Source organism: Amycolatopsis sp. NPDC049691 (genome assembly GCF_040675005.1).
Lineage (GTDB): Bacteria > Actinomycetota > Actinomycetes > Mycobacteriales > Pseudonocardiaceae > Amycolatopsis.
The window spans coordinates 638,532-662,417 of sequence record NZ_JBFANX010000001.1; the positions used below are offsets into that span (position 1 = coordinate 638,532).

Here is a 23,886-nt window from a genome sequence, read left to right on the forward strand (position 1 = left end):
CACCGAGAACGATCGCCGGTACCCGGAACCCCAGCCAGCACCCCGTTTCGCCCCGTCCACGCGAGGGTGGTCACGACAGCACCAGGCTCACCGCCTCCGGTCCGGGCATCATGGGGGTGACCACCGGAGGTGTCCATGGCAGCCCCGTCCGAGCTGGGCGACTTCCTCAAGTCGCGGCGCGCCGCGCTGCGTCCCGAGGACGTCGGCATCACGCCGCACCCGGCCCGCCGCCGCGTCACCGGCCTGCGCCGCGAGGAGCTGGCGACGCTCGCCAACGTCAGCATCACCCACTACACGCGCCTCGAGCAGGGCCGCGCGAACAACGCCTCCGACAGCACGCTGGAGGCGATCGCGCGCACCCTGCGGCTCACCGAAGACGAGACGGCCCACCTGAAGGACCTCGCCCGGCCCGCCGTGTCCGCCCGCCCCGCGCCGCGGCGGGTGGCGCACGCGAGCGCGTCGGCGCGGCAGCTGCTGGGGGCGATGACCCACGTCCCCGCCGTGCTCATGGATCGGCGCACCGACGTCCTCGCCTGGAACCAGCTGGGCCACGCACTGCTCGCGGCCCACCTCGCGCCCGGCGCCCCGGACGACCCGGCGACCCGGCCCAACCTGACCCGGATGCTGTTCCTGGACGAGCGGTACCGCGCCCTCTACCGGAATTGGGACGAGCAGGCGGACCTCGCGGTGGCGGCGCTGCGCCTGGTCGCCGGGCGCCACCACGACGACCGCGCGCTGGCCGAGCTAGTCGGCGGGCTCACGATGAACTCCGACGAGTTCGCGAAGCTGTGGGCCCGGCACCCGGTGCGCACGTGCACCTCCGGCGTCAAGCTGCTGCGCCACCCGGTGGTCGGCGAACTGGAGCTCAGCTTCGAGAACCTCGTCATCCCGGGCACGTCGGGCCAGCGCCTGATCGCCTACACGGCCGAGCTCGGTTCGCCGTCGGAGACCGCGCTCAAACTCCTGGGCAGCGCGTCGGCGCCGGCGCCGGCGGTGGTGCGGGGCGCCCACCCGGGCGGGCCGAGCACGTAACCCGCGCGCTCGCGCCACGTCCGGGCCGTGCGCAGGTCGCGCAGGATCGAGCCGTACTCGTGGAAGCCGACCTTGAGCAGGTGGTACGTGCCGATGTTCTTCGTCAGCCCGTAGGTCGGCCGCTTGCCCTCCGGCACGAAGCTGCCGAACAGGCGATCCCAGATGATCAGGATGCCGCCGTAGTTGGCGTCCAGGTACTCCTCGTCGCTGCCGTGGTGGACGCGGTGGTGCGACGGGGTGTTGAAGACGTACTCGAACCAGCGCGGCAGCTTGCCGACCTTCTCGGTGTGCACGAAGAACTGGTAGACGAGGTCGATCGAGAGGCCGGTCAGGATCATCCACGGCGGGATCCCGCACAGCGCCAGCACCGACCAGAAGGGCAGCTGGAAGTACGGCGTCCACTTCTGGCGCAGCGCCGTCGAGAAGTTGTAGTGCTCGCTGGAGTGGTGCACCTGGTGGCCGGCCCACAGCAGCCGCACGCGGTGGCTGGCGCGGTGGTAGGCGTAGAAGACCAGTTCCTGGCCGAGCAGCATGAGCACCCACGTCCACCAGTCGCGCGGGTCGAACCGGACCGGCGCCAGCTCGAACAGCGCGGCGAAGACGACGAGCATCACCAGCCGGAACAGCGCGTTGACGCCGACCGCGACCGTGCCCATCAGCATGCTCGTGCGGGTGTCGGCGACGCTGTAGCCGATGACGTTGTCGTCGTGGCCGAGCACGTGCACCGCGACGACCTCGATCGCCACGAACAGCAGAAACACCGGAATCGCGAACAGCACGGGGTCGCGCAGGTGCGCCAGCAACTCGGCCACGTCGCCTCCTCTGATCTGACCTGACGGTAACTTACCCTCGGGTCACTTTACGCACGGTAGGCTCTCGCGTGTGACGGAGTCAAGGGCGGTCGGGACCAAGGGGATGCCGCGCGAGGAGCGCGAGGCCCAGCTCGTCGTCGCCGGCACCGAGGAGTTCGGCCGGGTGGGCTACGCGGGCGCGTCGATGGTCGAGATCGCGCGCCGGGTCGGGGTCACGAAACCGTTGCTGTACCAGTACTTCGGCTCGAAGGACGGGCTCTACCTGGCCTGCCTGCACCGCGCGGGCGACCGGCTGACCGAAGGCGTCGCGACGACCATGGCGGCCGGCGGCGAGCCCGACCAGATGCCGTTGAAGGTGCTCTCGGCGATCTTCACGACGTTCGACCACGACCGCTACGCGTGGCGCCTGCTGCGCGACGACACCGTCCCGGCCACCGGCGACATCGCGGCGTCGGCGGCGGACTACCGGCACCGCCTGGACGCGTTCGCGCTGGTGGGGGCGACGCAGCTGATGACGTCGCGCGGGCTGGCCGACCCGGTCGACATCGAGGCGATCGCCCAGGTCTGGACCGGCGTGGTCGACTCGCTGATCAGCTGGTGGATCGACCGCCCGGACGAGGACGCGGCGGCGATGACGGCCCGGTGCGCGCGCATCATGGCGGGCCTGTTCGGCTGGTGAGCTCGGCGCGGGCTTCGGCGAAGAAGGCCGCCCGATCGTCCCCGAAGGTCACGGTGGCGGCCGAAAGCGCCTGACCCAGCGCCTCGTGGGGATCGGCCTTCGCCGCGGCGAAGATCGCCGGGAAGGCCATGGCCTGCTGCAGCGCGTTGTCGTGGCGCCCGTCCGGTGTCCGGACCAGCGTGTGCGGCACCCCGGGGTCCGACAGCAAGCGGTCCCACGCCGCCTGCCAGTCGTCGAACGGCGGGGGCAGCGGCCGGCCTTCCTCGAGTGCGCGCAAGCCCTCGGCGATCCAGCCGACGGCGTCCAGGCCGGCCCGTTCGCACGTCCGCCGCGCGACCCACCGGGCGAGCGCGCGCTGGAGCTCCGCCGGCGCCGCCACGGCGGCACCGATCAGCGCGCGGTCCTGCTTCGCGAGCTGCCGGAGTGTGCCGCGCAGCCGCAAGATCTCTTCGCCCGGCAGTTCGCCGTCCCACTCGCGCAGCAGCTCCTCGTGCTTCGCCTTCGCCCGCGCCTCCTCTTCGGCCCGCTGCCGCGCCTCCCAGGCCTCGGCGAGTTCCTCGGCCGTCGGCGGTGGGGGCAGCTTCCGCGCGAAGTCGTGCCAGTACGCGGCGGCCGCGCTGTGCTGCCGGACGACCGCGTCGGGCGCCGGGGGAGCGGGCCAGAACTGCAGCAGGTAGCGGTCCCGCCCGGGCTCGCCGTCGAGGCGGGTGTCCTGCTCGCGGCCCGCGTCCATCGCGGTGGCGCTGTAGCGGACGCGGTAGTCGCCCGGCGCCAGTTCCAGGTCCCACCAGTCCTCGCCGCCCCAGGTCACGAGCCTCGCCGGCCCCTCCGCCCGGAACGGCGCCTCGACGACGTCCTCCCCGCCGGCGTCGGGCGGCTCGGTCTCGTGCACCTCGGCGGTGAAGCCGACGTCCCCGGTGTGCAGCCCGGTGAGCAGGAACAACGTGCCCGCCACGGCGGCGCCGCACAGCCCGTTGCGCTGCCCGGCGAAGCAGGCCGACAGGTCGCCGTCGAAGTCCTCGCCGCCTTCGCTGTGGACGTAGATCTGTCCATAGTGGACATGAACGTCGCCGTGCACCACGGTTCGCATGCCGGTCAGCATGGCAGGCGCCACCGACGGTTTCCGTTTGGCCGGGTTTGTCCGTTAATCTGCCCACGCAGAGTGGTGTTTGCCGAATGCTTGCCCGAACGGCGTAGCGAAACCGGTAGCGTTCGCGATTAATCAGGGAAGCCATCGCGTCGGAAGGTGTCCCATGCCCGAACCAGCCGCCCCCGTCCCGGCCGACCCCCGCCTCGCCGCGCGGTTCACCGAGGACCTGCTCGACGGCTGCCGGGTCCTGGCCAAGGACTACGGCTATCGGCCGGCCCAGTTCGAGCGCATGGTCCGCGAGCACGGCGGCGTCGAAGCGGCCCGGCTCCTGCTGCGCGGTGCCGGCACCGCGGGCGGGTTCACCGTCCTCTGGGAGAAGAACCAGCTCGGCCGCAGTTCCGAGGCCACGATGCTCCGCGCGGAGTACTCGGAGCTGTTCACCCCCGACGAGCTCCTGCTCGCCCGCCGCCGGCTGGAGGAACACGGCTTCGACGTCGACGCGCACCTGCGCACGCTCACCGAACAGGGGTGAGGGCGGCAGGGGTGACCGGCGCCGCTCCGGTCACCCCTGCCGCGGCTTTCAGGCGGCCGCGCTGGACTTGCCGCGCAGCACCGCGTTCGCCGTCGACGCGCCCTTGATCGCCGTTTCGATCTGGGCCATCGTCGAAGACGAGCTCAGGCCGGGGACCGTCGCGGTGTTCAGGGCGTAGAGCGTGAACGTGTACGGGTGGCTGGACCCGCCCGGGCAGGGGCCGAAGAACTTCAGCGCGTTCGCCCCGCTGCCCATCGCCTTCTGCTTGGCGCCACCCTGGTTCGGCACGGTGTAGCCCGCGCCGAGGCCTTCCGGCAGCGACTTCGTCGCGGCCGGCACGTCCCAGATCGCCCAGTGCAGCTTGTTCCCGCCGTTGGCGACGTCGGCGAACACGATCGCGTAGGCCTTCGCGCCGGCGGCCGCGCCCCACGCGAGCGGCGGCGACGGGTCCTGGCCCGCCGTGCCGTCGCCGGCGCACGTGTACTTGTCCGGGATGGTCGCGTTGTCGGCGAACGCGGAGCTGGTCAGCTTGAAGTCACCCGGCGTCGACCCGCCGGGGAACTTCAGCCGCACGATCACGTTGTCCAGCACCGACGGCGTGCCGCCGTTCTTGTCGTTGTTCGTCGACGTCAGCCACAGTCCGCCGTCCGGGGTCTTGGTGACCGACCGCAGCCGGCCCCAGCGGCCCGAGAAGAGGGTCGACACGGTCCCGACCCCGGTGCCCGCCGAGTTGATCTGCGTGGCGAACATCTGCTCGCCGGTGACGCCGGCGATGTAGATCCAGTCGTTGACGATCTCCAGCCCGCTCGGCCCGGCCTGCGATGTCGGCCAGGTCTTTTTCGGCGCGATGAAGCCGCTGCAGCTGCCCTGCGTGCCCTCGCAGCTGGGCCAGCCGAAGTTGCCGCCCTTCTGGATCAGGTTGAGCTCGTCCTGGCTGCTCTCGCCGAACTCCGCCGCCCACAGCTGGCCGCGCGAGTCCCAGGCCAGGCCCTGTGGGTTGCGGTGGCCGTAGCTCCAGACGTACCGCGCGTTGCCGCCGGTGGCGTAGAACGGGTTGTCGCTCGGCGCGGAGCCGTCCGGGTTGAGCCGCAGGATCTTCCCGTTGAGCGAGCTCTTGTTCTGCGCGTTGTCACTGTTCTTGGCGTCGCCCACGGTGGCGTAGAGCTTGCCGTCCGGGCCGAACTTGATCCGGCCGCCGTTGTGGTAGCGGTTCTTCGCGATCCCGGTCAGCACCGGCGTCGACGTCGAGGACAGCGTGCTGCCGTCGTAGGTCATCTTCACGATCCGGTTGTCGCCGGATGCCGTGTGGTACAGGTAGATCGCGTGGTCGGTGGCCCAGTTCGGCGAGATCGCCAGGCCGAGCAGGCCGCCTTCGCCGTTGGTGCCGACCGCGCCCGGCACCTTGCCCAGCGTGGTCTTCTGGCCGGACGGCGTCACCAGCAGGATCTCGAACCGGTCCCGCTCGGTCACCAGCGCGTTGCCGTTGGGCAGGAAGTCCACCGACCAGGCGAGGTCGACCTTCGCGATGTCCTTGTCGTACTCCGGGATGCCCCCTGCGCCGCCCGGAGCGGACGTCTTGACGGTGACGGCGTTGCTCGCCGCGGAGCTGTTGCCGTCGGGGTCGCGCGCCTTGACCGTGAAGGTGTACGAGGTGCTCGGGTTGAGGTCGGTGACCGTCGTGCTCAGGGACGTCGTCGTGGCCACCTTCGCGGTGCCCTGGTAGACGTCGTAGCCCGCGATGGTGCCGCCGTTGTCCGTCGAAGCGTTCCACGCCAGGGAAACGCTGTTCGCGGTGACGCCGGTGGAGCGCAGGTTGCCCGGCACGGTGGGCGGGGTGGTGTCGTCGCTGGGCGGCGTGGTGAAGGTGACCACGTTGCTCTGCTGCGACGGGTTGCCCGCGGCGTCGAACGCGCCGACCGAGATGTCGTAGGCGGTGTTCGGGGTCAGGTTGTCGACGGTCGCGCTGGTGGTGTTCCCGTCGACGGTCTTGAGGATGTTGCCGCCGCGGTTGATCTCGTAGCGGACGACGCCGACGTTGTCGGTGGCCGCGGTCCAGCTGAAGGTGGCCGCGGTCGGGAGGATGTTGCTCGCCTTGAGGTTCGACGGCGGCGACGGCGGTTCGCCGTCGGTCGGCGCGACGAAGGTGTCGGTGAGCTTGTCGGCGTTGGGGCCGCCGTTCGCGGTGGTGGCGGTGGTGCGGATCTTGTTGACGCCGGCGGTCAGCTGGACGGTCGCGGTGGCGGTCTTCCAGGTCGTCCAGGCGCCGGTGCCGGGGAAGTCCACGGTCCCCTTGTCCCCGCCGTCGACGACGAGCTTCACCGGGCGGTTGTCGGCGGTTCCGTTGGCGTAGCGGAAGGTCAGGGTGTGCGTGCCCGCCTGGGCGGCGTTCACGGAGTATTCGACGTAGCTGCCGGCGACGTTGTCGAAGTTGACGAACCCGGTGCCGGAGTAGCCGGCGTGGTTCGATTCGACGGCGCCCTGGGAGATCACGGCGTTTTCGGACTCGTAGTCGGTGTCCGCGGCGAAAGCGCTTACCGGACTGAGCGCGGTGAGGCCGAGCGCCGCGACGGCGGTACCGGCCAGTACCACGCGCCACGGTGGACGGGGTGCCACTGGGAGCCTCCTGCGTGGGTCGGGGGACAGGGGGTGACCGGGGCGGAACTGGTCGGCGGACCACCGGAATCGGACCTAATAGTTAGGAAAGTTTCCTATCTATGGGACAGATCTCACACCCTCCGAGCGGGCCGTGTCAATACTCGACAGGACCGCTCACCCTTGGTGAAGAAGGGTTTCCCGCTCACCGGTGCGCGCCAGGCTCAAGCGCGCGCTCGGGCTCAGCCGGCCACCGCGGCGGTTTCGCCCGCCCAGTCGCGGGGGACGAGCAGTGCTGCCAGCTCCGCTTCCGGGCTCCCCGGTTCCGGCGTGAGCCCCGGCTCCCACCGCGCCGACGGCGGCAACGCCAGCAGGCTCGCCTCGGCGTCGGCTCGCGGGGCGGACGCGGCGTGGTGGAGGGCGGCCTCGACGTACCGGCCCCGGCGGTGCAGCTGCCACTGCCGCTCGCGTTCGCCGTGGGCGAGGTCCTGCCGCCGCCGCACGATCGGGAGGTACGCGGGCGCGATGGTGGCGATGCCCGCCGCCGTGAACGCCGCGGCGCGCCGCCAGCCGTGCGGGCCGGGCGGGCGCAGGTGGTCGTAGGCGATGCCGCCGAGGCCGTGCGGCTCGTCGCGGTGCGGCAGCCGGAAGCGGTCGTCCGCGGTCCGCTTGGCCTGCGCGTGGAACGCCGGGTCGAGCGTGTCGCAGTGGGCGCGGAGCACGCGGTGGAAGTGGGTGGCGTCCTCGGCGAAGCCGTAGCAGGGGATGAGCTCGGCGGCGCCGCCGAACCACCAGGTCTCCCCGGCTTCGCAGTACCGGAAGTGCGCCTGGAAGGCCGGCACATAAGGGTTGCGCGGGTGGATCACGACCGACAGCCCGCAGGTGAAGAACCCGCCGTCGTCGGTCGAGGTCACGCAGACGCCGGCGCGCTCGAAAACGTCCCCGTTGTCCAGCAGGCGCGCCCGGCCGCGGCCGAAGCGGGCCCCGCCGTCGAGGCGTTCCAGCTCGGCGACCAGCTCGCGCTGGCCGGAGTTCAGGATCGCCTTGACGGCGTCACGTCTGTCGTCCTCACCCGGAAGCATGGCCCCACCCCCACCGGGCAGGGTACGCGAAATCCGGGTCAGCCGGCGATCTCGGCGCGCGCGATGACCTTGGTGATCGTCGCCCGGACGAGGGACTCTTCGGGGACGGCGTTGCGCTTCCCGTACTCCTCGGCCCGCTCGGCACCCATGTACCGCGCGCCCAGCTTCGTCGCCCACGCCAGCATGTCGTCGAAGTCGTGCGTCAGCCGCGCCTCGGCGGTGAACTGCACGTACGAATACGGCGGTTTCTGGTCGTCGACGGCGAGGGAAATCCGGCCGTCGCGGGTGATGGCCTTGCCCTTCAGCGTCTCGGTGCCCGTGGTGAAGATCAGCTCGTCGCCGTGCGGGCCCTCGTTCAGCAGGAACCACACCGGTGTCACGATCGGGGCGCCGTTGGCCCTCACCAGGCCCAGCATGCCCGTGCGGGTGCCCTCGGACGCGAACTGCCACCACTCGTCACGGCTCATCTCACGCATGAGGGGGACGTTATCCCGTCACCCGCGCGTGCGCAGAGGGTGGCCGACTAGCCTGGCCTGCTGTGCGAGACGACACGGGGGCGACCGGACTGGCGGACGAGGGGCTGACGCGCCGCCTCAAGGCGCTGGCCTGCACCGCGCCGCTGCACGACCTGGACGCGCGGAAGGCGAAGCTCGACTGGGCCGACGCCACCATCTACCAGATGGCCGAGATCGCGCTGCACACGATCGACCAGGTCACCATCGCGATGGACTTCGACACCGGCGCCGGCCACGACCAGGTCATCGACCGGCTGCTGCCCTTCATCGCCCAGCAGGCGCCGTCGCGGATGCCCGAGGAGCACGTCCGCGTCGCCAAGTGGGTCCTGGACAACCTGATCAACGTCGGTACCACCGACCGCGGCTTCCGGCGCGTCTACGGCTCGATCGGCCCCGGCGGCTACCAGCGGCGCCAGTTCGACTTCAAGCTGCTGGTCGAGCTGGCCGCGCCGGACGGCGAGGTCTACCTGCGCGCCACCGACGAGGCGATCAACGTCCTGGTCGGCGCCCTCGACACCGACGTCGAGTCCGCGCAGATCGCCGCCGAGGTCAAGCTGGAGAACCTGATCAACCGCGGCCGCCTCGCCGACGCGAAGCTGGCCGCCGAGCAGGCCCGCTACCGGACCGTCCAGTACGGCGAGACCCTGCGCGCGAAGCTCGACGCCACCCGCCGCGACGTCCGGTCGGTCGACTGGGAACGTGAGGTCCCGGAGCTGCTCGACAGCGCGCTCAGCCACATCGAGGCCCGCTTCCGCGCCGAGAACGCCATCCTGAAGAACATCACCACCGCCCGCGACGAGACCGAGGACCTCGACAAGAAGCGCCGGGCCGCCGAGCTGGTCGACATCGTCGGCGACTGCATCCGCCGCCACACCCGCCTGCAGTCCCGGCTGGCCGACGCGGGCGCGGTGTTCCGCGCCGAGCAGGACCGCCAGCAGTTCTCCGGCCCGCCCCAGCGCGCCACCCTCGACCTGTTCGGCCAGCTCCTCGTCCCGACGCTCGGGCTGCCCCTGGCCGACGCCGTCGCGCCCGCCGAGCACTTCTTCCACGCCGCCGCCGGCATCACCGCGCCGGTCGTGCCGTCGCTGTCGTCCCTGGTCTCGCTGCTCCTTCGCCCGGCCCCGGAACGCGACCAGCTCGTCGGAGAGATCCCCGAGCCGGAGCTGATGCCCGCGGAAACCACCGACCGCTTCGGCGACGACGTCTGGCGCGCGGCCGACGAACTCCTCGACCTGCCCGAGGTGCCGCGGCGGCTGTCTGGCCTGCTCGAAGAAGCGCGCCGCAGCCGCCAGCCGGGGCTCGCCGCCCTGGTCGCGCTGCGCGCCGTCCACGCCTACAGTCCCGGGGTCGGCGCGGCCCGCCGCCAGGGCGACCGCCAGGTGCTGCTCGCCGTCGACGACGGCACGCTCCTGGACGACCCGGAGTTCGGCGGCGCCGACCTGCTCCTGTCCACCGCCGCCGTCGAGCGGGCCGACGAAGAAGAGGAAGTCGCGTAATGGCGCTGTCCCACAGCAGCGTGGACGCCGAAGCCGCGGCCCGGCTGGTCGCGTTCGGCATGCGGCCGAAGCAGCTGCCCGCGCGTGACGTCGTCTACGGCGACCTCGTGCGCCGCTACGGCGAGGACAACGCGTTCAAGGCGCTCACCCACGCCGTCGCCGCCGGGCTCGGCCTCATGGTCCTCGAGGTCAACCAGCAGGCCGGCGCGGTCCTCGCGGCCACCGACGAGTCGGTCTTCGAGATCAAGATGGACTCCTACGCCCGCCAGGCCAAGATCCGCGAGCGCCGCGACACCGAGAAGGTCCTGCACGGCCTCATCCACCTCGCCACCGCCGCGCTGGGCTACCCGCGGCCGGACGACCTGGCCAACGACACCTACATCGGCCGCGTCAGCGTCGAACAGGTCGACGCGATGGTCCGCGAAGCCGCCCGCATGCTCGACGAGCGCGCCGCGGCGGCCGAGGCCAACAACGACCCGCTGGCCGACGCGCCCGAGCTGGAACAGGCCTGGCGCGCCTACACCCGCCGCCCCGCGGCCGCGGCCACCAAGGACGGGCGGCTGGCCGCCGACACCACCCGCGGCATGGTCAGCCGCGCCCTGCGCTTCCTCGCCGACCAGGGCTTCCTGGTGCCGGTGAGCGACGAACAGGGCGGCACCTACCGGACCACGCCGCGCTACCAGATCCAGGTGCGGGAACTCGCCGCCGACGCCGCCTTCGACGACTTGCTCGCGCTCGACGTCGTGGCGGTCGCGAACGCCGGGGGCACGCTGCGCGCGGCCGCTTCCGACACGCTGTAGAGGGGAATCGATGTACGAGCTTTCGCGGGTCCGCCTGCACTCGGTGGGCCCGGCGGGTGCCCGCTACCAGGACGTCGTGCTCGACTTCAGCGGCGTCGGCGCCAAGATCACCGCGCCCAAGCAGGACGCCCTGTTCAGCGCGGGCATCCACGCGACCGGGCCGGCCGAGCTGCGCCGCCCGTCGCCGGCCAGCGTGCTGTTCCTCGAGAACGGCGGCGGCAAGTCGGTGCTCATCAAGCTGATCTTCTCGGTGATGCTGCCCGGCCGCCGCCAGGTCGTCGGCACCACGAGCACCAAGGTCCTGGAGAAGTTCGTCGCCGCCAAGGACGTCTCGCACGTCGTGCTGGAGTGGCTGCACGTCGAGAGCGGGCACCGGATCATCACCGGCAAGGTCTCCGAATGGCGTGGCCACGTCGTGTCCGCCGACTCCGAGAACCTCGTCGACTCCTGGTACTGCTTCCGCCCGACCGCCGCGCTGGGGCTCGACGCGCTGCCGATGACCCAGGACGGCCGGCTGCTCACCATGTCCGGTTTCCACGACAAGCTCGCCGCCGCCCAGCTGGCCGAGCCCGAGCTGGAACTGTTCTGGACCCGGCGCCACCACGAGTGGACCGGCCGCCTGGACTCCCTCGGCCTCGACACCGAGCTGTTCCGCTACCAGCGGGCGATGAACGCGGGCGAAGGAGAGGCGGCGGACGCGTTCGCGTTCGGCACCGACGACGCGTTCGTCGAGTTCCTGCTGCGCGCGGTGATCTCCGAAGAGGAGCCGAAGGACCTCGCCGAGGTAGTCGCCACGTACGCGCACAACTTGGCGCAGCGCGGGGATCTGCTGGCGGAACGCGACTTCGTGGCCGGCGCCTTGGACCTGCTGGGGCCGCTGGCCGCGGAGGAAGGCGTCGCCGCGGAGTCGCGGAAGATCGCCGAGTCCGCGAAGGCCGACATGGCCGAGCTGGCCGGGCGCGTCGTCGCGCGCAACGAACTCGAGAACGCGCGGCTGTCCGGGCTCGAGGACCACGTCACCGAGGTCAAGTCCGCGGAGAAGCTCGCCGAGGGCGACCACCGGCGGCTCGCGGCGGCCGTCACGGAGCTGCGCCGCCTGGTCGCGGTGCTGCGCCTGGACGAAGCCCAGGAGGCCCGCAAGCGCGTCGACGCCGAACTCGCCGCCGCGAAGACCGCGGCGGAGGCCTGGCGCGAAACGGCGACCGTGCTCAACTCCCTGAACGCGGCCCGCAAGGCGAAGGACCTGCGCGAACTCGTCGGCAGCCGGGAGGAGAAGGCGCGGCCGGCGCTGAAGGCGCGCAACGATGCCGCTTCGGCCCTCGCGCGCGGGTTGCACGCGCTGGCACAGGACGCGCAGCGTCAGGCCGACAAGGCCGAAGCGCACGCGGGCGCATTGCGGGCCGAAGCCGAGAAGGCGCAGACCGAACGCGACGAAGCCGCGAACCTCGCGGCCGCCCGGCGCGCCGAGGCGCGGGGCCTCACCGCCCGGATCACCGAGCTGCGCGAAGAAGTCCAGAACGCCGTACGCGCGGGGTTGCTGCCTTCGGGCGCCGACGTCGCCGAGGCGTCCCGCGCCGCCCGGAGCGCGGCCGAGGCGGCCACCGCCGAACTCGCGCGGCGCGAGCAGGAACTCGACCGCGTCGCGGCGGATCTCCAAGCGGCGCAACGGGCCGTGAACGAGGCGCACCAGCTCGCGGGCACCACCCAGGACCGCTTCGAGCGCGCCACCGAGGACCTCGACCGCGCCCACCGCCGCACCGACGCGCTGGCCGCGGAGGGCCGCCTGATCGAGCTGCTCGGCGCGGACGACGTCGCTTTGGAAAGCGACCTTCCGGTGCTGCTGGAACGGCTGCGCGAGGCGAGCGCGGCCGTCGAGAAGGAGCAGACCGCGCTGCGGATGGAGGAGTCCGCCGACGAGCGCGCGCTGGCCGCCCTCGGCTCCGGCGGGCTGCTCCCGCCGCCGGAGGACGTCCAGGCCGCCCTCGACGCGCTGGAAGACGCCGGGATCACGGCGTGGTCCGGCTGGCGCTATCTGTCCAAACTGGACGCTTCGCGCCGGGCCGAGGTGCTGGAAACCCTGCCGCAGCTGGTGTCCGGCGTGCTCCTGAACGACGCCGCGCACGCCGATCGCGCCCGCGAAGTGCTGGCCAAGCGGCGGCTGCTGCCGAGCGCGATCATCGCCGTCGGCACCACCGAGGCCCTGCAGGCCGAGGTCCCGGCCGCGCCCGGCGTCGAATTCCTGGTGCCGCCGAACCCCGCGATGTACGACGAAGAAGCCGCCGACGCCGAGCGGGAAGCCGTGGCCCGGCGGCACACCGAGCGGCAGCGGCGGCTCGAAGCGTTGGCCGCCAAGCTGTCCGCGGACGGCGCGCTGACGTGGAAGCTCACCACCTGGCGCGAGGACTACCCGCCCGGCGCCATCGCGACCCTGGCCGAGCAGGCCCAGGCCGCCCGCACCGCGCGCGAGACCGCGCGCACGGCGCTGGAACAGGCCGACGCCGAATTCGCGCGGTTGAGCGAGAAAGCGGCGTCACTGCGTGAGCGCGTCCCCGAACTGCGCGCGGCCGCGGCCGAAGCCGAGGAACGCGCGCGGCGGCTCGGGGAGCTGGGGGCCCGCAGCGCGCGGATCACCGAGTGGACCGAAGACGTCGAGCGCGCCACCGAGGTCGCCGAGCGCGCCGACCTGCAGGCCGCCGACGCGGCGGCCAAGGCCGCGCGGCTGCGCGAGCAGGCGGGGGAGGAGCAGCGCACCGCCGACGGCCACCGCCGCACGGCGACCACCGCGCGCGCCGAACTCGCCGAGGTGCCCGGCGCGGCCGAGGCGTCGGAGGGCCCGGTGCCGTCCGAGCCGGTCGACGCCCTGCGGCGGACGTACCTGTCGGCGTCCGAGTCGTACGCGAAGGTCGAGGTCGGCAGCGACCTGCGCGCCGAGCTGGAACAGGCCGAGTCGGCCGAAGCGGCCGCGGGCTCGGCCGTGGAGTCCCTGGACGAGGAGGTCCGGGTCCGCGCGGCCGAGCTGCTGGAAACCCCGGACGGTTCCGACGCTTCCGCCCGCGCGGCCGCGTTGGCGCGCGCCCGCCGGGTCGTCGACGGCCTGGAGGACGAACGGACCGAAGCCATCGGGCTCGTCTCGACGCGGCGCGCCGAGCTGGACGCGTTGCCGCTGCAGAACGGCGTCACCGGCGAGAAGCCGCGGGACATCGAGCACGGCTTGGAGTTGATCGACGCGGCGGGCCTGGAGGCGTCGGCGGCCGCGCGCAAGTGGGAAGAGCTGCAGGAACGCCGGGCCGCGGCGGAAGCGACGCTGGAGTCGGCCCGCGCTTCGGCGTCGGGGTTCGCGCTGCTCGCGGAGTCGATGGCCCACCTGGTGACCGACACCGAGAAGGACACAGCGGTGGCCTACGACGGCGATGTCGAGACCGCCCGCGCCCAGCACGCCCGCCTGAACGCGACGCTCACCCAGGCGCAGGAGGCCGCGGACGCGGGTGACCGCCGGGTGCGCGCGGCCGCGGACCAGCTCGCGCAGTACGCGACGGAGAAGCGGTTCGAGAAGCTGAGCACGCCGGTGCGCCAGCAGGTCGTCTCCGTCAAGCGCGACCAGCTCCCGGCGCACGCCGCCGAGTGGGCCGAAGCGCTGCGGCCCCGGCTGCGGTCGCTCACCGACGACCTCGCGCAGATCGACCGGCACCGCGGCGGGATCATCACCCGCCTGCAGGGCATGGTCGACGGCGCGCTCCGGACGTTGCGCTCGGCCCAGCGCGTCTCGCGGTTGCCGGACGGGCTCGGCGACTGGTCCGGGCAGGAGTTCCTCCGCATCCGGTTCACCGAGCTGGAGGACAACGCGCTCACCGAGAAGCTCGGCGAGGTCGTCGACGAGGCCGCCGTCGGCAAGACCGCGGACGGCCGGGACGTCAAGCGCGACGGGCTTTCCCTGGTGCTGCGCGGGGTCCGGGCCGCGGCGCCCAAGGGCTTCCGCGTCGACATGCTCAAGCCGGACTCGGTGCTGCGGACCGAACGCCAGCGGGTCTCGGAGATCCGTGACGTCTTCTCCGGCGGTCAGCAGCTGACCGCGGCGATCATCCTGTACTGCACCCTGGCCGCGCTGCGGGCCAACAACCGCGGCAAGGTGCGCAACCGGCACTCGGGCGTGCTGTTCCTCGACAACCCGATCGGCCGCGCCTCCGCGGGCTACCTGCTGGAGCTGCAGCGCGCGGTCGCCGAGGCGCTCGGCGTGCAGCTGATCTACACGACGGGGCTGTTCGACGCGGGCGCGCTGTCGGAGTTCCCGCTGATCGTGCGGCTGCGCAACGACGCCGACCTGCGCGCGGGCCGCAAGTACCTGTCGGTGGACTCGACGATCCGGAACTCACTGGAGGACCTGGGCGAGCCCGACGGCGTCGCGCGGCTGTCGGCGACCCGGATGTTCACGCGGCCGGCCGAGGAGCCCGCCGATTCCGCTGAGGACGAACAGCCGGCCTGACGGGAACATCCGCCGGGGTTCGGTGGTTGCCGGGCGCATGACGAACCTGGGGCCGCTGGGGGCCACCCACACCGCACTCGACACCGACGCCGCCGTGGCGACCGCGGCCGAACTGGAGGAGCTGGGCTACGCCACGCTGTGGATGGCCGGCGGCCAGGGGAACAACCTGCCGCAGATCACCGGAGTCGTCCGCGGGACCTCGCGGATCCAGGTGGCGAGCGGGATCCTCTCGGTCGACCGGGTGCCGTCGGCCGCGGTGGCCGCCGCGTATGCGGACCTGCCCGCCGGGCGCTTCGTCGTCGGCCTGGGCGGCGCGCACGGGCCCCGGCCGCTGGCGGCCCTCGGCGACTACCTCGACGAGATCGACGCAGCCGTGCCGCCGTCGGCGCGGATCCTCTCGGCGCTGGGGCCGCGGATGCTCGAGCTGGCCCGCGACCGCGCCTCGGGCGCGTACCCGTACCTGGTCACGACGGACTACGTCGCCTCGGCGCGGGAGATCCTGGGCGCGGGCCCGCAGCTGGCGGTGCTGATGAACGTGGTCGCGTCGGCCGACCGGGCCGAGGTCCGCGAGACCGTGCGGGGCGGCTCGCTGAAGTTCCTGGCCGGGATGCCGGGCTACGCGGCGAACTTCCGGCGGATGGGCTTCACCGACGCGGACATCGCGGACCTGTCCGACCGGCTGGTCGACGGCCTCACCGTGTGGGGCGACTTCGACACCGTCGCCGCGCGGCTGCGGGAGTACCGGGCCGCGGGCGCCGACCAGGTGGTCGTCCCGCTCGACGGCCTGCCGCGGGAGTGGTGGCCGCGGCTCGTCGAGGCGGTCCGGTGACCTCGGCGCGGGCCCGCGGCCTCACCCACGGCGTCCCGGCGGAGGTGTCCCTGCAGGACGCCCTCGCCGCGGTCGCCGACCCCGTGCGCCGCAGCATCCTGCGCTCGCTCGCCGCGGTGCCGGAGTGGTCGAAGGCGTGCGGCACGTTCGACCTGCCGGTGGCGAAGGCGACGCTCAGCCACCACTTCGGGGTGCTGCGCGCGGCGGGCCTGATCGAGCAGCGCGACGAAGGCCCGCGGCGGCTGAACCGCTTGCGGCGCCCCGAATTCGACGCGGCGTTCCCCGGGCTGCTGGACCTGGTGCTCAGTCACCCCGGCCGGTGAACGCGAGGGTGGTGCCGAGGCCGATCATCACCAGGCCGCCGGTGCCGCCCACCAGTTCCAGGCGCTTCGGCGAGCGCGCGAACCACGCGCGGGCGGTGCCCGCGACCAGCGCCCACGCGCTGTCGGTGGTCAGCGCGATCGCCGGCAGGCACAGCCCGAGCACCAGCATCTGCGCCGGCACGGACCCGGCGGCCGGGTCGACGAACTGGGGCAGCAGCGCGGCGAGGAACACGATCGACTTCGGGTTCGCGAAGCCGACGACGAACCCGTCGCGCAGCACCGTCAGGACCCGGCCGGGCGTCGCGCGCACCTTGGCGGCCATGGCGTCGGTGAGCTTCCGGCGGTGCCGGAACGCCTGGACGCCCAGGTACACGAGGTAGAGCGCACCGGCGATCTTGATCGCGGTGAAGATCGCGGCCGACGTCGTCACGAGCGCGCCGAGGCCGAACGCGACCGCGACTACCTGCGTGTAGACACCGGCGGAGTTGCCCACCACGGTGAGCAGCGCGTCACGCCGGCCGACGGTGAGCGCGCGGCTGATGGTGAACAGCACGCTCGGTCCGGGGACGACGACCATGAGGAACGTCAGCGCGGCGAAGGCCGCGAAGTGCGCACCGGAGACCATTTCCGCAGGCTAGCTCCGGGGCGCGGGGGTGACCAGCGGTTTTTGTCGGTGGCCGGTGGTAGTCATTGCGGGTGCCTCCGACGATCAGCACCTCCCAGCGCCGGGCCCGCCTCGGGGTCCGCCACCACCTGGCCGCGCCCGCGGCCACGGTGACCGACGCCGTGGCCGGGGTGGTGGCCCTGCACGCCACCGACCCGGCGACCGTCCACCTGTCAGCGTCCGCGCGGCTCGCGATGCCAGGGGTTTCCCTGGTCGAGCAAGCGTTGTACGAGGACCGGACGGTGCTGCGGCTGCTCGGCATGCGCCGCACGGTGTTCGTGACGACCCTGGACACCGCGGCGCTCGTGCAGGCCGGGTGCTCGGCGGACATCGCCGTCAAGCAGCGGAAGCTCCTCGAACAGCACCTCGGGCGGCAAGGTCACCCGGAGAACGTGCCGGAACCGGGGAAGTGGCTGGCGGACGTCGAGGCGTCGGTCGAAGCGGCGTTGCGCGCCCGCGGCTCGGCGACGGCGCAGCAGTTGAGCGAGGACGAGCCGCGGTTGCGCCAGCAGCTGCGGATGGCGCCGGGCAAGCCGTACGAGGCGATCGGGAACGTGACGAGCCGGGTGCTGTTCCTGCTGGCGGCCGAGGGCCGGATCGTGCGCGGCCGGCCGCGGGGGAGCTGGACCAGCAGCCAGTACGTGTGGCACCCGCTGGATTCCTGGGCGCCGGGGCTGCGGGAGTGGGCCGCGGAGGAGGCGCGCGCGGAGCTGGCGCGGCGCTGGCTGCGGGCGTACGGCCCGGCGCCGGTGGCGGACCTGCGCTGGTGGACGGGCTGGACGGCGGGGCAGACGAAGAAGGCCCTCGCCGCGGTGTCCCCGGTGGAGGTGGATCTCGACGGCGTACCGGGCGTGGCGCTGGCGGACGACCTCGCGCCGGTGCCTCCGCCGTCGCCGTGGGTGGCGTTCCTCCCGGCCCTGGACCCCACCCCGATGGGCTGGCAGGAGCGCGACTGGTTCTTGGGCCCGCACCGCCCGGCGTTGTTCGACCGCAGCGGCAACATCGGCCCGACGATCTGGTCCTCCGGGCGGATCGTGGGCGGCTGGGCCCAGCGCGCCTCGGGCGAAATCGCGTACCGGCTCCTGGAGGACGTGGGCACGGAGGTCGCGGCGAGGATCGAGGAGGAGGCGGACCGGTGCGCGAGCTGGTATGGCGAGGTCAGGGCCGTGCCGCGGTTCCGGACCCCGCTGGAACGCGAGCTGACGGGGTGAACGACGTCGCTGGATCGGTCGAGTCACCGACCTCACGCTCGCTCGCGCCCGCGCGGGATCCCGCTCCGACGAGGGCTTGGCGGCGGGGTTTGCGCAAGATCGACTGAATCGATCCAGTGTCTCCGGCGCCCGACCGTTCCGCGCCCGCTCGCACCCCGGTCTGCCAGCCGAAATCGCCGAACCGCGAGCCGGACCGGTCCACCATGGTCCAGGTGTCGAGCGCGTAACTCGCACCCGTCGGCGGGCCCGCGCTTCTTAATCGATTCTTGACCCGTTCGCCAAGTGGTGGAAGTCTCGTCAGGGCAGTCAGGGACGCGCGCGCCCGCACGCTAGGGTTGCCGCGAGCCCGCAAGTCACGGCCGGGTCACCCGGCCGATCCCCAGAGGAGTGGCAGCAGTGACCGTTCGCGTAGGTGTCAACGGCTTCGGCCGCATCGGCCGCAACTTCTTCCGCGCCGTGCAGGCCAGCGGCCACGACATCGAGGTCGTCGCGTTCAACGACCTCGGCGACGTCGCGACCATGGCCCACCTGCTGAAGTACGACTCCATCCTGGGCCGGTTCCCGGGTGAGGTCAGCGTCAGCGACGAGGGCATCGTCGTCGACGGCAAGACCATCAAGGCCCTCGCCGAGCGCGACCCGGCCAACCTGCCCTGGGGCGACCTGGGCGTGGACGTCGTCGTCGAGTCGACCGGCTTCTTCACCAACGCCGACGCCGCCAAGGCGCACATCGCCGGCGGTGCCAAGAAGGTCATCATCTCCGCGCCCGCCAAGGGCGAGGACCTGACCATCGTGCTCGGCGTCAACGACGACAAGTACGACGGCTCGCAGGTCATCATCTCCAACGCCTCCTGCACCACCAACTGCCTCGGCCCGCTGGCCAAGGTGCTGCACGACGCGTTCGGCATCGAGCAGGGCCTGATGACCACCGTGCACGCCTACACGCAGGACCAGAACCTGCAGGACGCGCCGCACAAGGACCTCCGCCGCGCCCGCGCCGCCGCCCTGAGCGTCGTCCCGACCTCGACCGGCGCCGCCAAGGCCATCGGCCTCGTGCTGCCGGAGCTGCAGGGCAAGCTGGACGGCTACGCGCTGCGCGTCCCGGTCCCGACCGGCTCGGCCACCGACCTCACCGTCACCCTCACCAAGGCCGCCACGGTCGAGGAGATCAACGCCGCCTACAAGGCCGCCGCCGAGGGTCCCCTCGCCGGCATCCTGCGCTACTCGGACGACCCGATCGTCTCGGCCGACATCGTCACCGACCCGGCGTCCTGCATCTACGACGCGCCGCTGACCAAGGTCATCGGCAACCAGGTCAAGGTCGTCGGCTGGTACGACAACGAGTGGGGCTACTCCAACCGCCTCGCCGACCTGGTCAAGCTCGTCGGTACGAAGATCTCCTGAACCCGATGAGCGTCAAGAACCTCGACGACCTGCTGGGCGAGGGCGTTCAGGGCCGGTACGTGCTCGTGCGTTCCGACCTGAACGTCCCGCTCGACGGGGAGCGCATCACCGACGACGGCCGGGTCCGCGCGGCCCTGCCGACGATCAAGAAGCTCGCCGACGCGGGCGCCAAGGTCGTCGTCACCGCGCACCTCGGCCGCCCGAAGGGCGAGCCGGACCCGAAGTACACCCTCGCGCCCGTCGCGAAGCGGCTGTCCGAGCTGCTTGGCGCCGAGGTCGCGCTGGCCGGTGACCTGGTCGGCGAGTCCGCGAAGGCACTGACCGGCGGCCTGGCCGACGGCGGCGTCGTCCTGCTGGAGAACGTGCGCTTCGACGCACGCGAGACCAGCAAGGACGCCGTGGACCGTTCCGAGCTGGCCGCCGAGCTGGGCGCCCTCGTCCCGGGCGGCGCGTTCGTCTCCGACGGCTTCGGCGTCGTCCACCGCAAGCAGGCCTCGGTCTACGAGGTCGCGTCGGTGCTGCCGGCGTACGCGGGCGGCCTGGTGCTGGCCGAGCTGGACGTGCTGAAGAAGCTGACCGACGACGTCCAGCGGCCCTACGTGGTCGTGCTCGGCGGCGCGAAGGTGTCCGACAAGCTCGGCGTCATCGCGAACCTGCTGACCAAGGTCGACCGGCTGATCGTCGGCGGCGGCATGGCGTACACCTTCCTCAAGGCCCAGGGCCACGAGGTCGGCCAGTCGCTGCTGCAGGAGGACCAGCTCGACCAGGTGAAGGGCTTCCTCGCCGAGGCCGAGAAGCGCGGCGTCGAACTGGTCCTGCCGGTCGACGTCCTGGCCGCCACGGAGTTCTCGGCCGACGCCGAAAACGAGGCCGTCGACGCCACCGCGATCCCGGCCGACCGCCAGGGCCTCGACATCGGCCCGCGTTCGCGTGAGCTGTTCGCGAGCAAGCTGGCCGACGCCAGGACCGTGTTCTGGAACGGCCCGATGGGCGTGTTCGAGTTCGAGGCCTTCTCCGGCGGCACCCGGGCCGTCGCGGAGGCGCTCGTGAAGAGCGACGCGTTCACCGTGGTCGGCGGCGGCGACTCGGCGGCCGCGGTGCGGCAGCTGGGCCTGCCCGAGGACGGCTTCTCGCACATCTCCACCGGCGGCGGTGCCTCCCTGGAGTACCTCGAAGGCAAGGAACTGCCGGGCGTGGTCGCCCTGGAGGAGAAGAACTAGTGGCACGCAAGCCGTTCATCGCCGGCAACTGGAAGATGAACCAGAACCACCTCGAGGCGATCGCGCTCGTCCAGAAGATCGCCTTCGCGCTGCCGGAGAAGTACTACGCGAAGGTCGACGTGGCGGTGCTGCCGCCGTTCACCGACATCCGCAGCGTGCAGACCCTGGTCGACGGCGACAAGCTGTCGCTGACCTACGGCGCGCAGGACCTCGCGCCACAGGATTCGGGCGCCTACACCGGCGACATCTCGGGCCCGATGCTGGCCAAGCTGGGCTGCAAGTTCGTCACGGTCGGCCACTCGGAGCGGCGCGAGTACCACGCCGAGTCCGACGAGCTGGTCAACAAGAAGGTCAAGGCCGCGCTCAAGCACGGCATCACGCCGATCCTCTGCATCGGGGAGAAGCTCGAGGTCCGCGAGGCCGGCGAGCACATCCACCACACCACGACGCAGCTGATCGAGGGCCTGAAGGGCCTCAAGGCCGAGCAGGTCAAGGACGTGGTGGTCGCGTACGAGCCGGTCTGGGCGATCGGCACCGGCAAGGTCGCGTCGTCCGCGGACGCCGAAGAGGTCTGCAAGGCCATCCGGGCGACCCTCCAGGAGAAGTACGGCGACGAGGTCGCTTCGTCCGTCCGGGTGCTCTACGGGGGATCGGTGAAGTCGGGCAACATCAGCGAGCTGGTGGGCTGCGAGAACATCGACGGTGCCCTGGTCGGCGGAGCGAGCCTGGACGGTGAGGAGTTCACGAAACTCTGCGCACTCGCCGCGGGCGGGCCGCTGCCCTGATCGAGGCCACGACCGGGTAGCCTGTGTATCCGGTCCGTCACACAGCAGTGGACGAGTCCAGGGGTACGGTGGTGGTCGGAAACGACCATGCCGTACCCCTGCATTCTCCTAGAGCCCAGAGGATGACATGAAGCTGTTCCTGCAAATCCTGTTGATCGTCTCCAGCGTCCTGCTGGTGGTCGCCGTGCTGCTGCACCGTGGCCGGGGCGGTGGCCTGTCGTCGCTGTTCGGCGGTGGGATGCAGTCGAGCCTGGCCGGGTCGAGCGTGGCCGAGAAGAACCTCGACCGGATCACCCTGCTGCTGGGCGCGGTCTGGCTGATCAGCATCGTGGGCCTGGGTCTGCTGCTCAAGGTGTGAGGCGTCCGGCGTCCCGCCGTCGATCGCGACCGGGTCACGACGGCAGGGCGCAGCGATTCGGCGTGCCTATTGGGGGGCGCGCCGCCGATTCCTAGGTGTGAGGATTCATGGTTGGCGGTAACGCGATTCGGGGCACCCGGGTGGGTGCCGGTCCTACGGGCGAATCGGAACGGGGTGAGTCGGCGCCGCGGCGCCGCGTAGCCTACTGGTGTGCCAACGGGCACGAAGCCCGCCCGTCGTTCGCGCTCGACGCGGAGATCCCGGACGAGTGGGACTGCCCCCGCTGCGGTCTCCCCGGTGGGCAGGACGAGAAGAACCCGCCGGCCGCACCGCGGACCGAGCCGTACAAGACGCACCTGGCGTACGTGAAGGAGCGGCGCAGCGACGCCGACGGCGAGGCCATCCTGGCCGAAGCCCTCGAGCGCCTGCGCCAGCGCCGGGAGATCATCTAAGTTCGGCGAAAAGCCACCCCGGGACACCTCGGGGTGGCTTTTCGCGCGTTCCGAGCCTGAGCAGCCCCCGTTTTCCACGCTACCGGGAGCCACCGACAGTTCCGGGCGAAAAAGCCGCGAACGGCGAATCCCGGCCCGCAACGTCCGGAATCCGCCGTTCGCGGCTCCATCGAAAACGAAATCGTCGTACCCCGCCGATAGACTGGATACCGGGGGCCGGTGGCCGCCCTCAGCGGTCCAGCGGATAGCGGGCCCGCACGCGGAACCCGCCGTCCTCCGTCCCGGACGTCTCGAAGCTCCCGCCCAGCAGCCGCGCCCGCTCGGCCAGCCCCGTCAGACCGTGCCCGCCCGACGGCAGCGCCTCCGCCGCCCGGCGAGCGCGCTCGTTGCGGACCTCGATCTTGAGCGCTCCGTGCTCACCCTGGATGCGGATCGTCGCCGTCGCGCCCGGGGCGTGCTTGTGGACGTTCGTCAAGCACTCCTGCACCGTCCGGTACGCCGCCGCCGACACCTGGTTCGGCAGCGCCTCCGGCAGGTGCTCCACCGACAGGTGCACCGGCACCTCCGACGTCCGGATCAGCCGGTCTAGGTCGTTGATCCCGGGGCGCGGGCCGTCGTCGTCGGCGCCCGCGCGCAGCACGCTCAGCAGGGAACGCAGCTCTTCCAGGGTCCGCTTCGACAGCGTCCGGATGACCTGCGCGGTCTCCTGCGCCCGCTCGTCGGTCGACTGGGTCTGCAGCGCGCCGGCCTGCATCGCGATCAGCGTGATCTGGTGCGAGACGACGTCGTGCATCTCCCGGGCCAGCCGGGCGCGCTCCTCGGCGCGGACGGCGTCGGCGTGGAAGCGGCGCTCGCGGTCGCGGCTCGTGGCCAGCTCGGCGAGCTTGTTCGAGACCTCCGCGCGCGCCCCGATGAGCAGGCCGATCGCGATCGGCATGCCGGCGACGAGGACGCCGTAGATGCCGTCGAGGATGTGTTCGCGCCAGCTGAGCTCGGCGAAGTCCTCCAGCGGCCACTGCACGAACCGGCAGCACCACACCAGCGCCGCGCCGACCCAGACCTGCCAGTGCAGCTGGCGGCGGGTGGCGAGCATGCCGAGGGTGATCATCGACGCCAGCTGCGCCCAGCCGGCGAGGAAGCCGGGGACCGCGACGAGCACGGCGAGGAACGGGAACTTCCGGCGGAACACCACCGCGAGGCAGGCGGCGCCGGAAAGCCAGATCGAATAGGGCTGGGCCTTTTCGGGGATCACCAGCCACACGTCGAGCACGGCCAGGATGACCGCGGCCGCCTCGATGGCGAACGTGACCACAGCGGGGCGCGGCACCGAGCCGAACAGGCTGAATCCGCGCTTGCGCACCCGCTCGGCGGCCGATGGCCCCGAGCCGGCGATCGAGATGCCTGGAATCGAGAGTCCCTCTGTACTCATCGCTGGCGACCCCATTCGTCTTGTGGACTTGTTGGTGAGAGGTGCTCAGGGCCCGATCGGGACGCGCAGCAACGGACAAATGTGCGGATGCTAACGAGGTCGCG

21 protein-coding genes are annotated in these 23,886 nt (G+C 72.0%); 14 read left to right on the forward strand and 7 right to left on the reverse strand.

The genetic code is table 11. The features are described 5' to 3' along the window. Positions 1-135: 135 nt before the first annotated feature. Entirely contained in the window at positions 136-1,032 is an 897-nt protein-coding gene (locus tag AB0J40_RS03090) for a helix-turn-helix transcriptional regulator (protein WP_364446657.1), read from the forward strand. Here the strand turns inward: AB0J40_RS03090 and AB0J40_RS03095 are convergent. Continuing rightward, on the reverse strand, positions 918-1,844 hold the full coding sequence (locus AB0J40_RS03095; protein ID WP_364446660.1) for a sterol desaturase family protein: 927 nt from the start codon (positions 1,842-1,844) through the stop codon (positions 918-920). The genes AB0J40_RS03090 and AB0J40_RS03095 overlap by 115 nt on opposite strands. A 70-nt stretch (positions 1,845-1,914) precedes the next feature. On the opposite strand from AB0J40_RS03095, the gene AB0J40_RS03100 reads away from it, so the two are divergent. Next, the gene (locus tag AB0J40_RS03100) at positions 1,915-2,523 is read left to right on the forward strand and encodes a TetR/AcrR family transcriptional regulator (protein WP_364446662.1); all 609 of its coding nucleotides are present in this window, start codon (positions 1,915-1,917) and stop codon (positions 2,521-2,523) included. Here AB0J40_RS03100 and AB0J40_RS03105 read toward each other — a convergent pair. Further along, positions 2,498-3,613 carry a hypothetical protein gene (locus tag AB0J40_RS03105; protein WP_364446665.1) on the reverse strand — a complete coding sequence of 372 codons (1,116 nt, stop codon included), beginning with the start codon at positions 3,611-3,613 and terminating at the stop codon, positions 2,498-2,500. The two genes, AB0J40_RS03100 and AB0J40_RS03105, sit on opposite strands and share 26 nt — an antisense overlap. A gap of 163 nt (positions 3,614-3,776) precedes the next feature. On the opposite strand from AB0J40_RS03105, the gene AB0J40_RS03110 reads away from it, so the two are divergent. Next, on the forward strand, positions 3,777-4,145 hold the full coding sequence (locus AB0J40_RS03110) for a hypothetical protein (RefSeq protein WP_364446667.1): 369 nt from the start codon (positions 3,777-3,779) through the stop codon (positions 4,143-4,145). A 48-nt stretch (positions 4,146-4,193) separates the two neighbouring features. Here AB0J40_RS03110 and AB0J40_RS03115 read toward each other — a convergent pair whose 3' ends face one another. The 3 genes from AB0J40_RS03115 to AB0J40_RS03125 all read right to left on the reverse strand — a co-directional run bounded on the left by AB0J40_RS03115 (position 4,194) and on the right by AB0J40_RS03125 (position 8,295). Next, the gene (locus AB0J40_RS03115) at positions 4,194-6,758 is read right to left on the reverse strand and encodes a PQQ-dependent sugar dehydrogenase (protein ID WP_364446669.1); all 2,565 of its coding nucleotides are present in this window, start codon (positions 6,756-6,758) and stop codon (positions 4,194-4,196) included. 221 nt (positions 6,759-6,979) lie between these two features. Continuing rightward, on the reverse strand, positions 6,980-7,819 hold the full coding sequence (locus AB0J40_RS03120; protein ID WP_364446672.1) for a coproporphyrinogen III oxidase: 840 nt from the start codon (positions 7,817-7,819) through the stop codon (positions 6,980-6,982). 38 nt (positions 7,820-7,857) lie between these two features. Next, positions 7,858-8,295 carry a PPOX class F420-dependent oxidoreductase gene (locus AB0J40_RS03125; RefSeq protein ID WP_364446675.1) on the reverse strand — a complete coding sequence of 146 codons (438 nt, stop codon included), beginning with the start codon at positions 8,293-8,295 and terminating at the stop codon, positions 7,858-7,860. A gap of 62 nt (positions 8,296-8,357) precedes the next feature. On the opposite strand from AB0J40_RS03125, the gene AB0J40_RS03130 reads away from it, so the two are divergent. The 5 genes from AB0J40_RS03130 to AB0J40_RS03150 are packed head-to-tail and all read left to right on the forward strand — an operon-like array spanning position 8,358 to position 16,262. After that, complete coding sequence (locus AB0J40_RS03130; protein ID WP_364446678.1) at positions 8,358-9,830, forward strand: hypothetical protein; 1,473 nt, start codon at positions 8,358-8,360, stop codon at positions 9,828-9,830. After that, positions 9,830-10,630: a hypothetical protein gene (locus AB0J40_RS03135; RefSeq protein ID WP_364446681.1), complete on the forward strand. Its 801-nt coding sequence runs from the start codon at positions 9,830-9,832 to the stop codon at positions 10,628-10,630. The genes AB0J40_RS03130 and AB0J40_RS03135 overlap by 1 nt, the downstream gene beginning before the upstream one ends. A 10-nt stretch (positions 10,631-10,640) precedes the next feature. Continuing rightward, on the forward strand, positions 10,641-15,110 hold the full coding sequence (locus AB0J40_RS03140; protein WP_364446683.1) for a hypothetical protein: 4,470 nt from the start codon (positions 10,641-10,643) through the stop codon (positions 15,108-15,110). Positions 15,111-15,147: 37 nt separating this feature from the next. Then, positions 15,148-15,939 carry a TIGR03620 family F420-dependent LLM class oxidoreductase gene (locus AB0J40_RS03145; RefSeq protein WP_364446686.1) on the forward strand — a complete coding sequence of 264 codons (792 nt, stop codon included), beginning with the start codon at positions 15,148-15,150 and terminating at the stop codon, positions 15,937-15,939. Beyond that, the gene (locus AB0J40_RS03150) at positions 15,936-16,262 is read left to right on the forward strand and encodes a helix-turn-helix domain-containing protein (RefSeq protein WP_364446689.1); all 327 of its coding nucleotides are present in this window, start codon (positions 15,936-15,938) and stop codon (positions 16,260-16,262) included. The genes AB0J40_RS03145 and AB0J40_RS03150 overlap by 4 nt, the downstream gene beginning before the upstream one ends. On the opposite strand, the gene AB0J40_RS03155 is transcribed toward AB0J40_RS03150, so the two are convergent. Next, positions 16,243-16,887, reverse strand: coding sequence for a LysE family translocator (locus AB0J40_RS03155; protein WP_364446692.1), 645 nt, complete (start codon positions 16,885-16,887; stop codon positions 16,243-16,245). The genes AB0J40_RS03150 and AB0J40_RS03155 overlap by 20 nt on opposite strands. A gap of 71 nt (positions 16,888-16,958) precedes the next feature. On the opposite strand from AB0J40_RS03155, the gene AB0J40_RS03160 reads away from it, so the two are divergent. The 6 genes from AB0J40_RS03160 to AB0J40_RS03185 all read left to right on the forward strand — a co-directional run bounded on the left by AB0J40_RS03160 (position 16,959) and on the right by AB0J40_RS03185 (position 22,353). Further along, the gene (locus AB0J40_RS03160) at positions 16,959-18,137 is read left to right on the forward strand and encodes a winged helix DNA-binding domain-containing protein (RefSeq protein WP_364446695.1); all 1,179 of its coding nucleotides are present in this window, start codon (positions 16,959-16,961) and stop codon (positions 18,135-18,137) included. 396 nt (positions 18,138-18,533) lie between these two features. Further along, positions 18,534-19,538 (forward strand): type I glyceraldehyde-3-phosphate dehydrogenase, encoded by a 1,005-nt coding sequence (gap, locus tag AB0J40_RS03165; protein WP_364446698.1) that lies wholly within the window; start codon positions 18,534-18,536, stop codon positions 19,536-19,538. A gap of 5 nt (positions 19,539-19,543) precedes the next feature. Beyond that, positions 19,544-20,758 (forward strand): phosphoglycerate kinase, encoded by a 1,215-nt coding sequence (locus AB0J40_RS03170; RefSeq protein WP_364446700.1) that lies wholly within the window; start codon positions 19,544-19,546, stop codon positions 20,756-20,758. After that, on the forward strand, positions 20,758-21,543 hold the full coding sequence (gene tpiA, locus AB0J40_RS03175) for a triose-phosphate isomerase (RefSeq protein WP_364446703.1): 786 nt from the start codon (positions 20,758-20,760) through the stop codon (positions 21,541-21,543). Before AB0J40_RS03170 ends, tpiA begins: the two co-directional genes overlap by 1 nt. Before the next feature lie 127 nt (positions 21,544-21,670). Continuing rightward, entirely contained in the window at positions 21,671-21,901 is a 231-nt protein-coding gene (gene secG / locus AB0J40_RS03180) for a preprotein translocase subunit SecG (RefSeq protein WP_003071471.1), read from the forward strand. A gap of 107 nt (positions 21,902-22,008) precedes the next feature. Further along, entirely contained in the window at positions 22,009-22,353 is a 345-nt protein-coding gene (locus tag AB0J40_RS03185) for an RNA polymerase-binding protein RbpA (RefSeq protein ID WP_364446706.1), read from the forward strand. A gap of 229 nt (positions 22,354-22,582) precedes the next feature. On the opposite strand, the gene AB0J40_RS03190 is transcribed toward AB0J40_RS03185, so the two are convergent. Then, positions 22,583-23,782 (reverse strand): histidine kinase, encoded by a 1,200-nt coding sequence (locus tag AB0J40_RS03190; protein ID WP_364446708.1) that lies wholly within the window; start codon positions 23,780-23,782, stop codon positions 22,583-22,585. Positions 23,783-23,886: the final 104 nt, after the last annotated feature.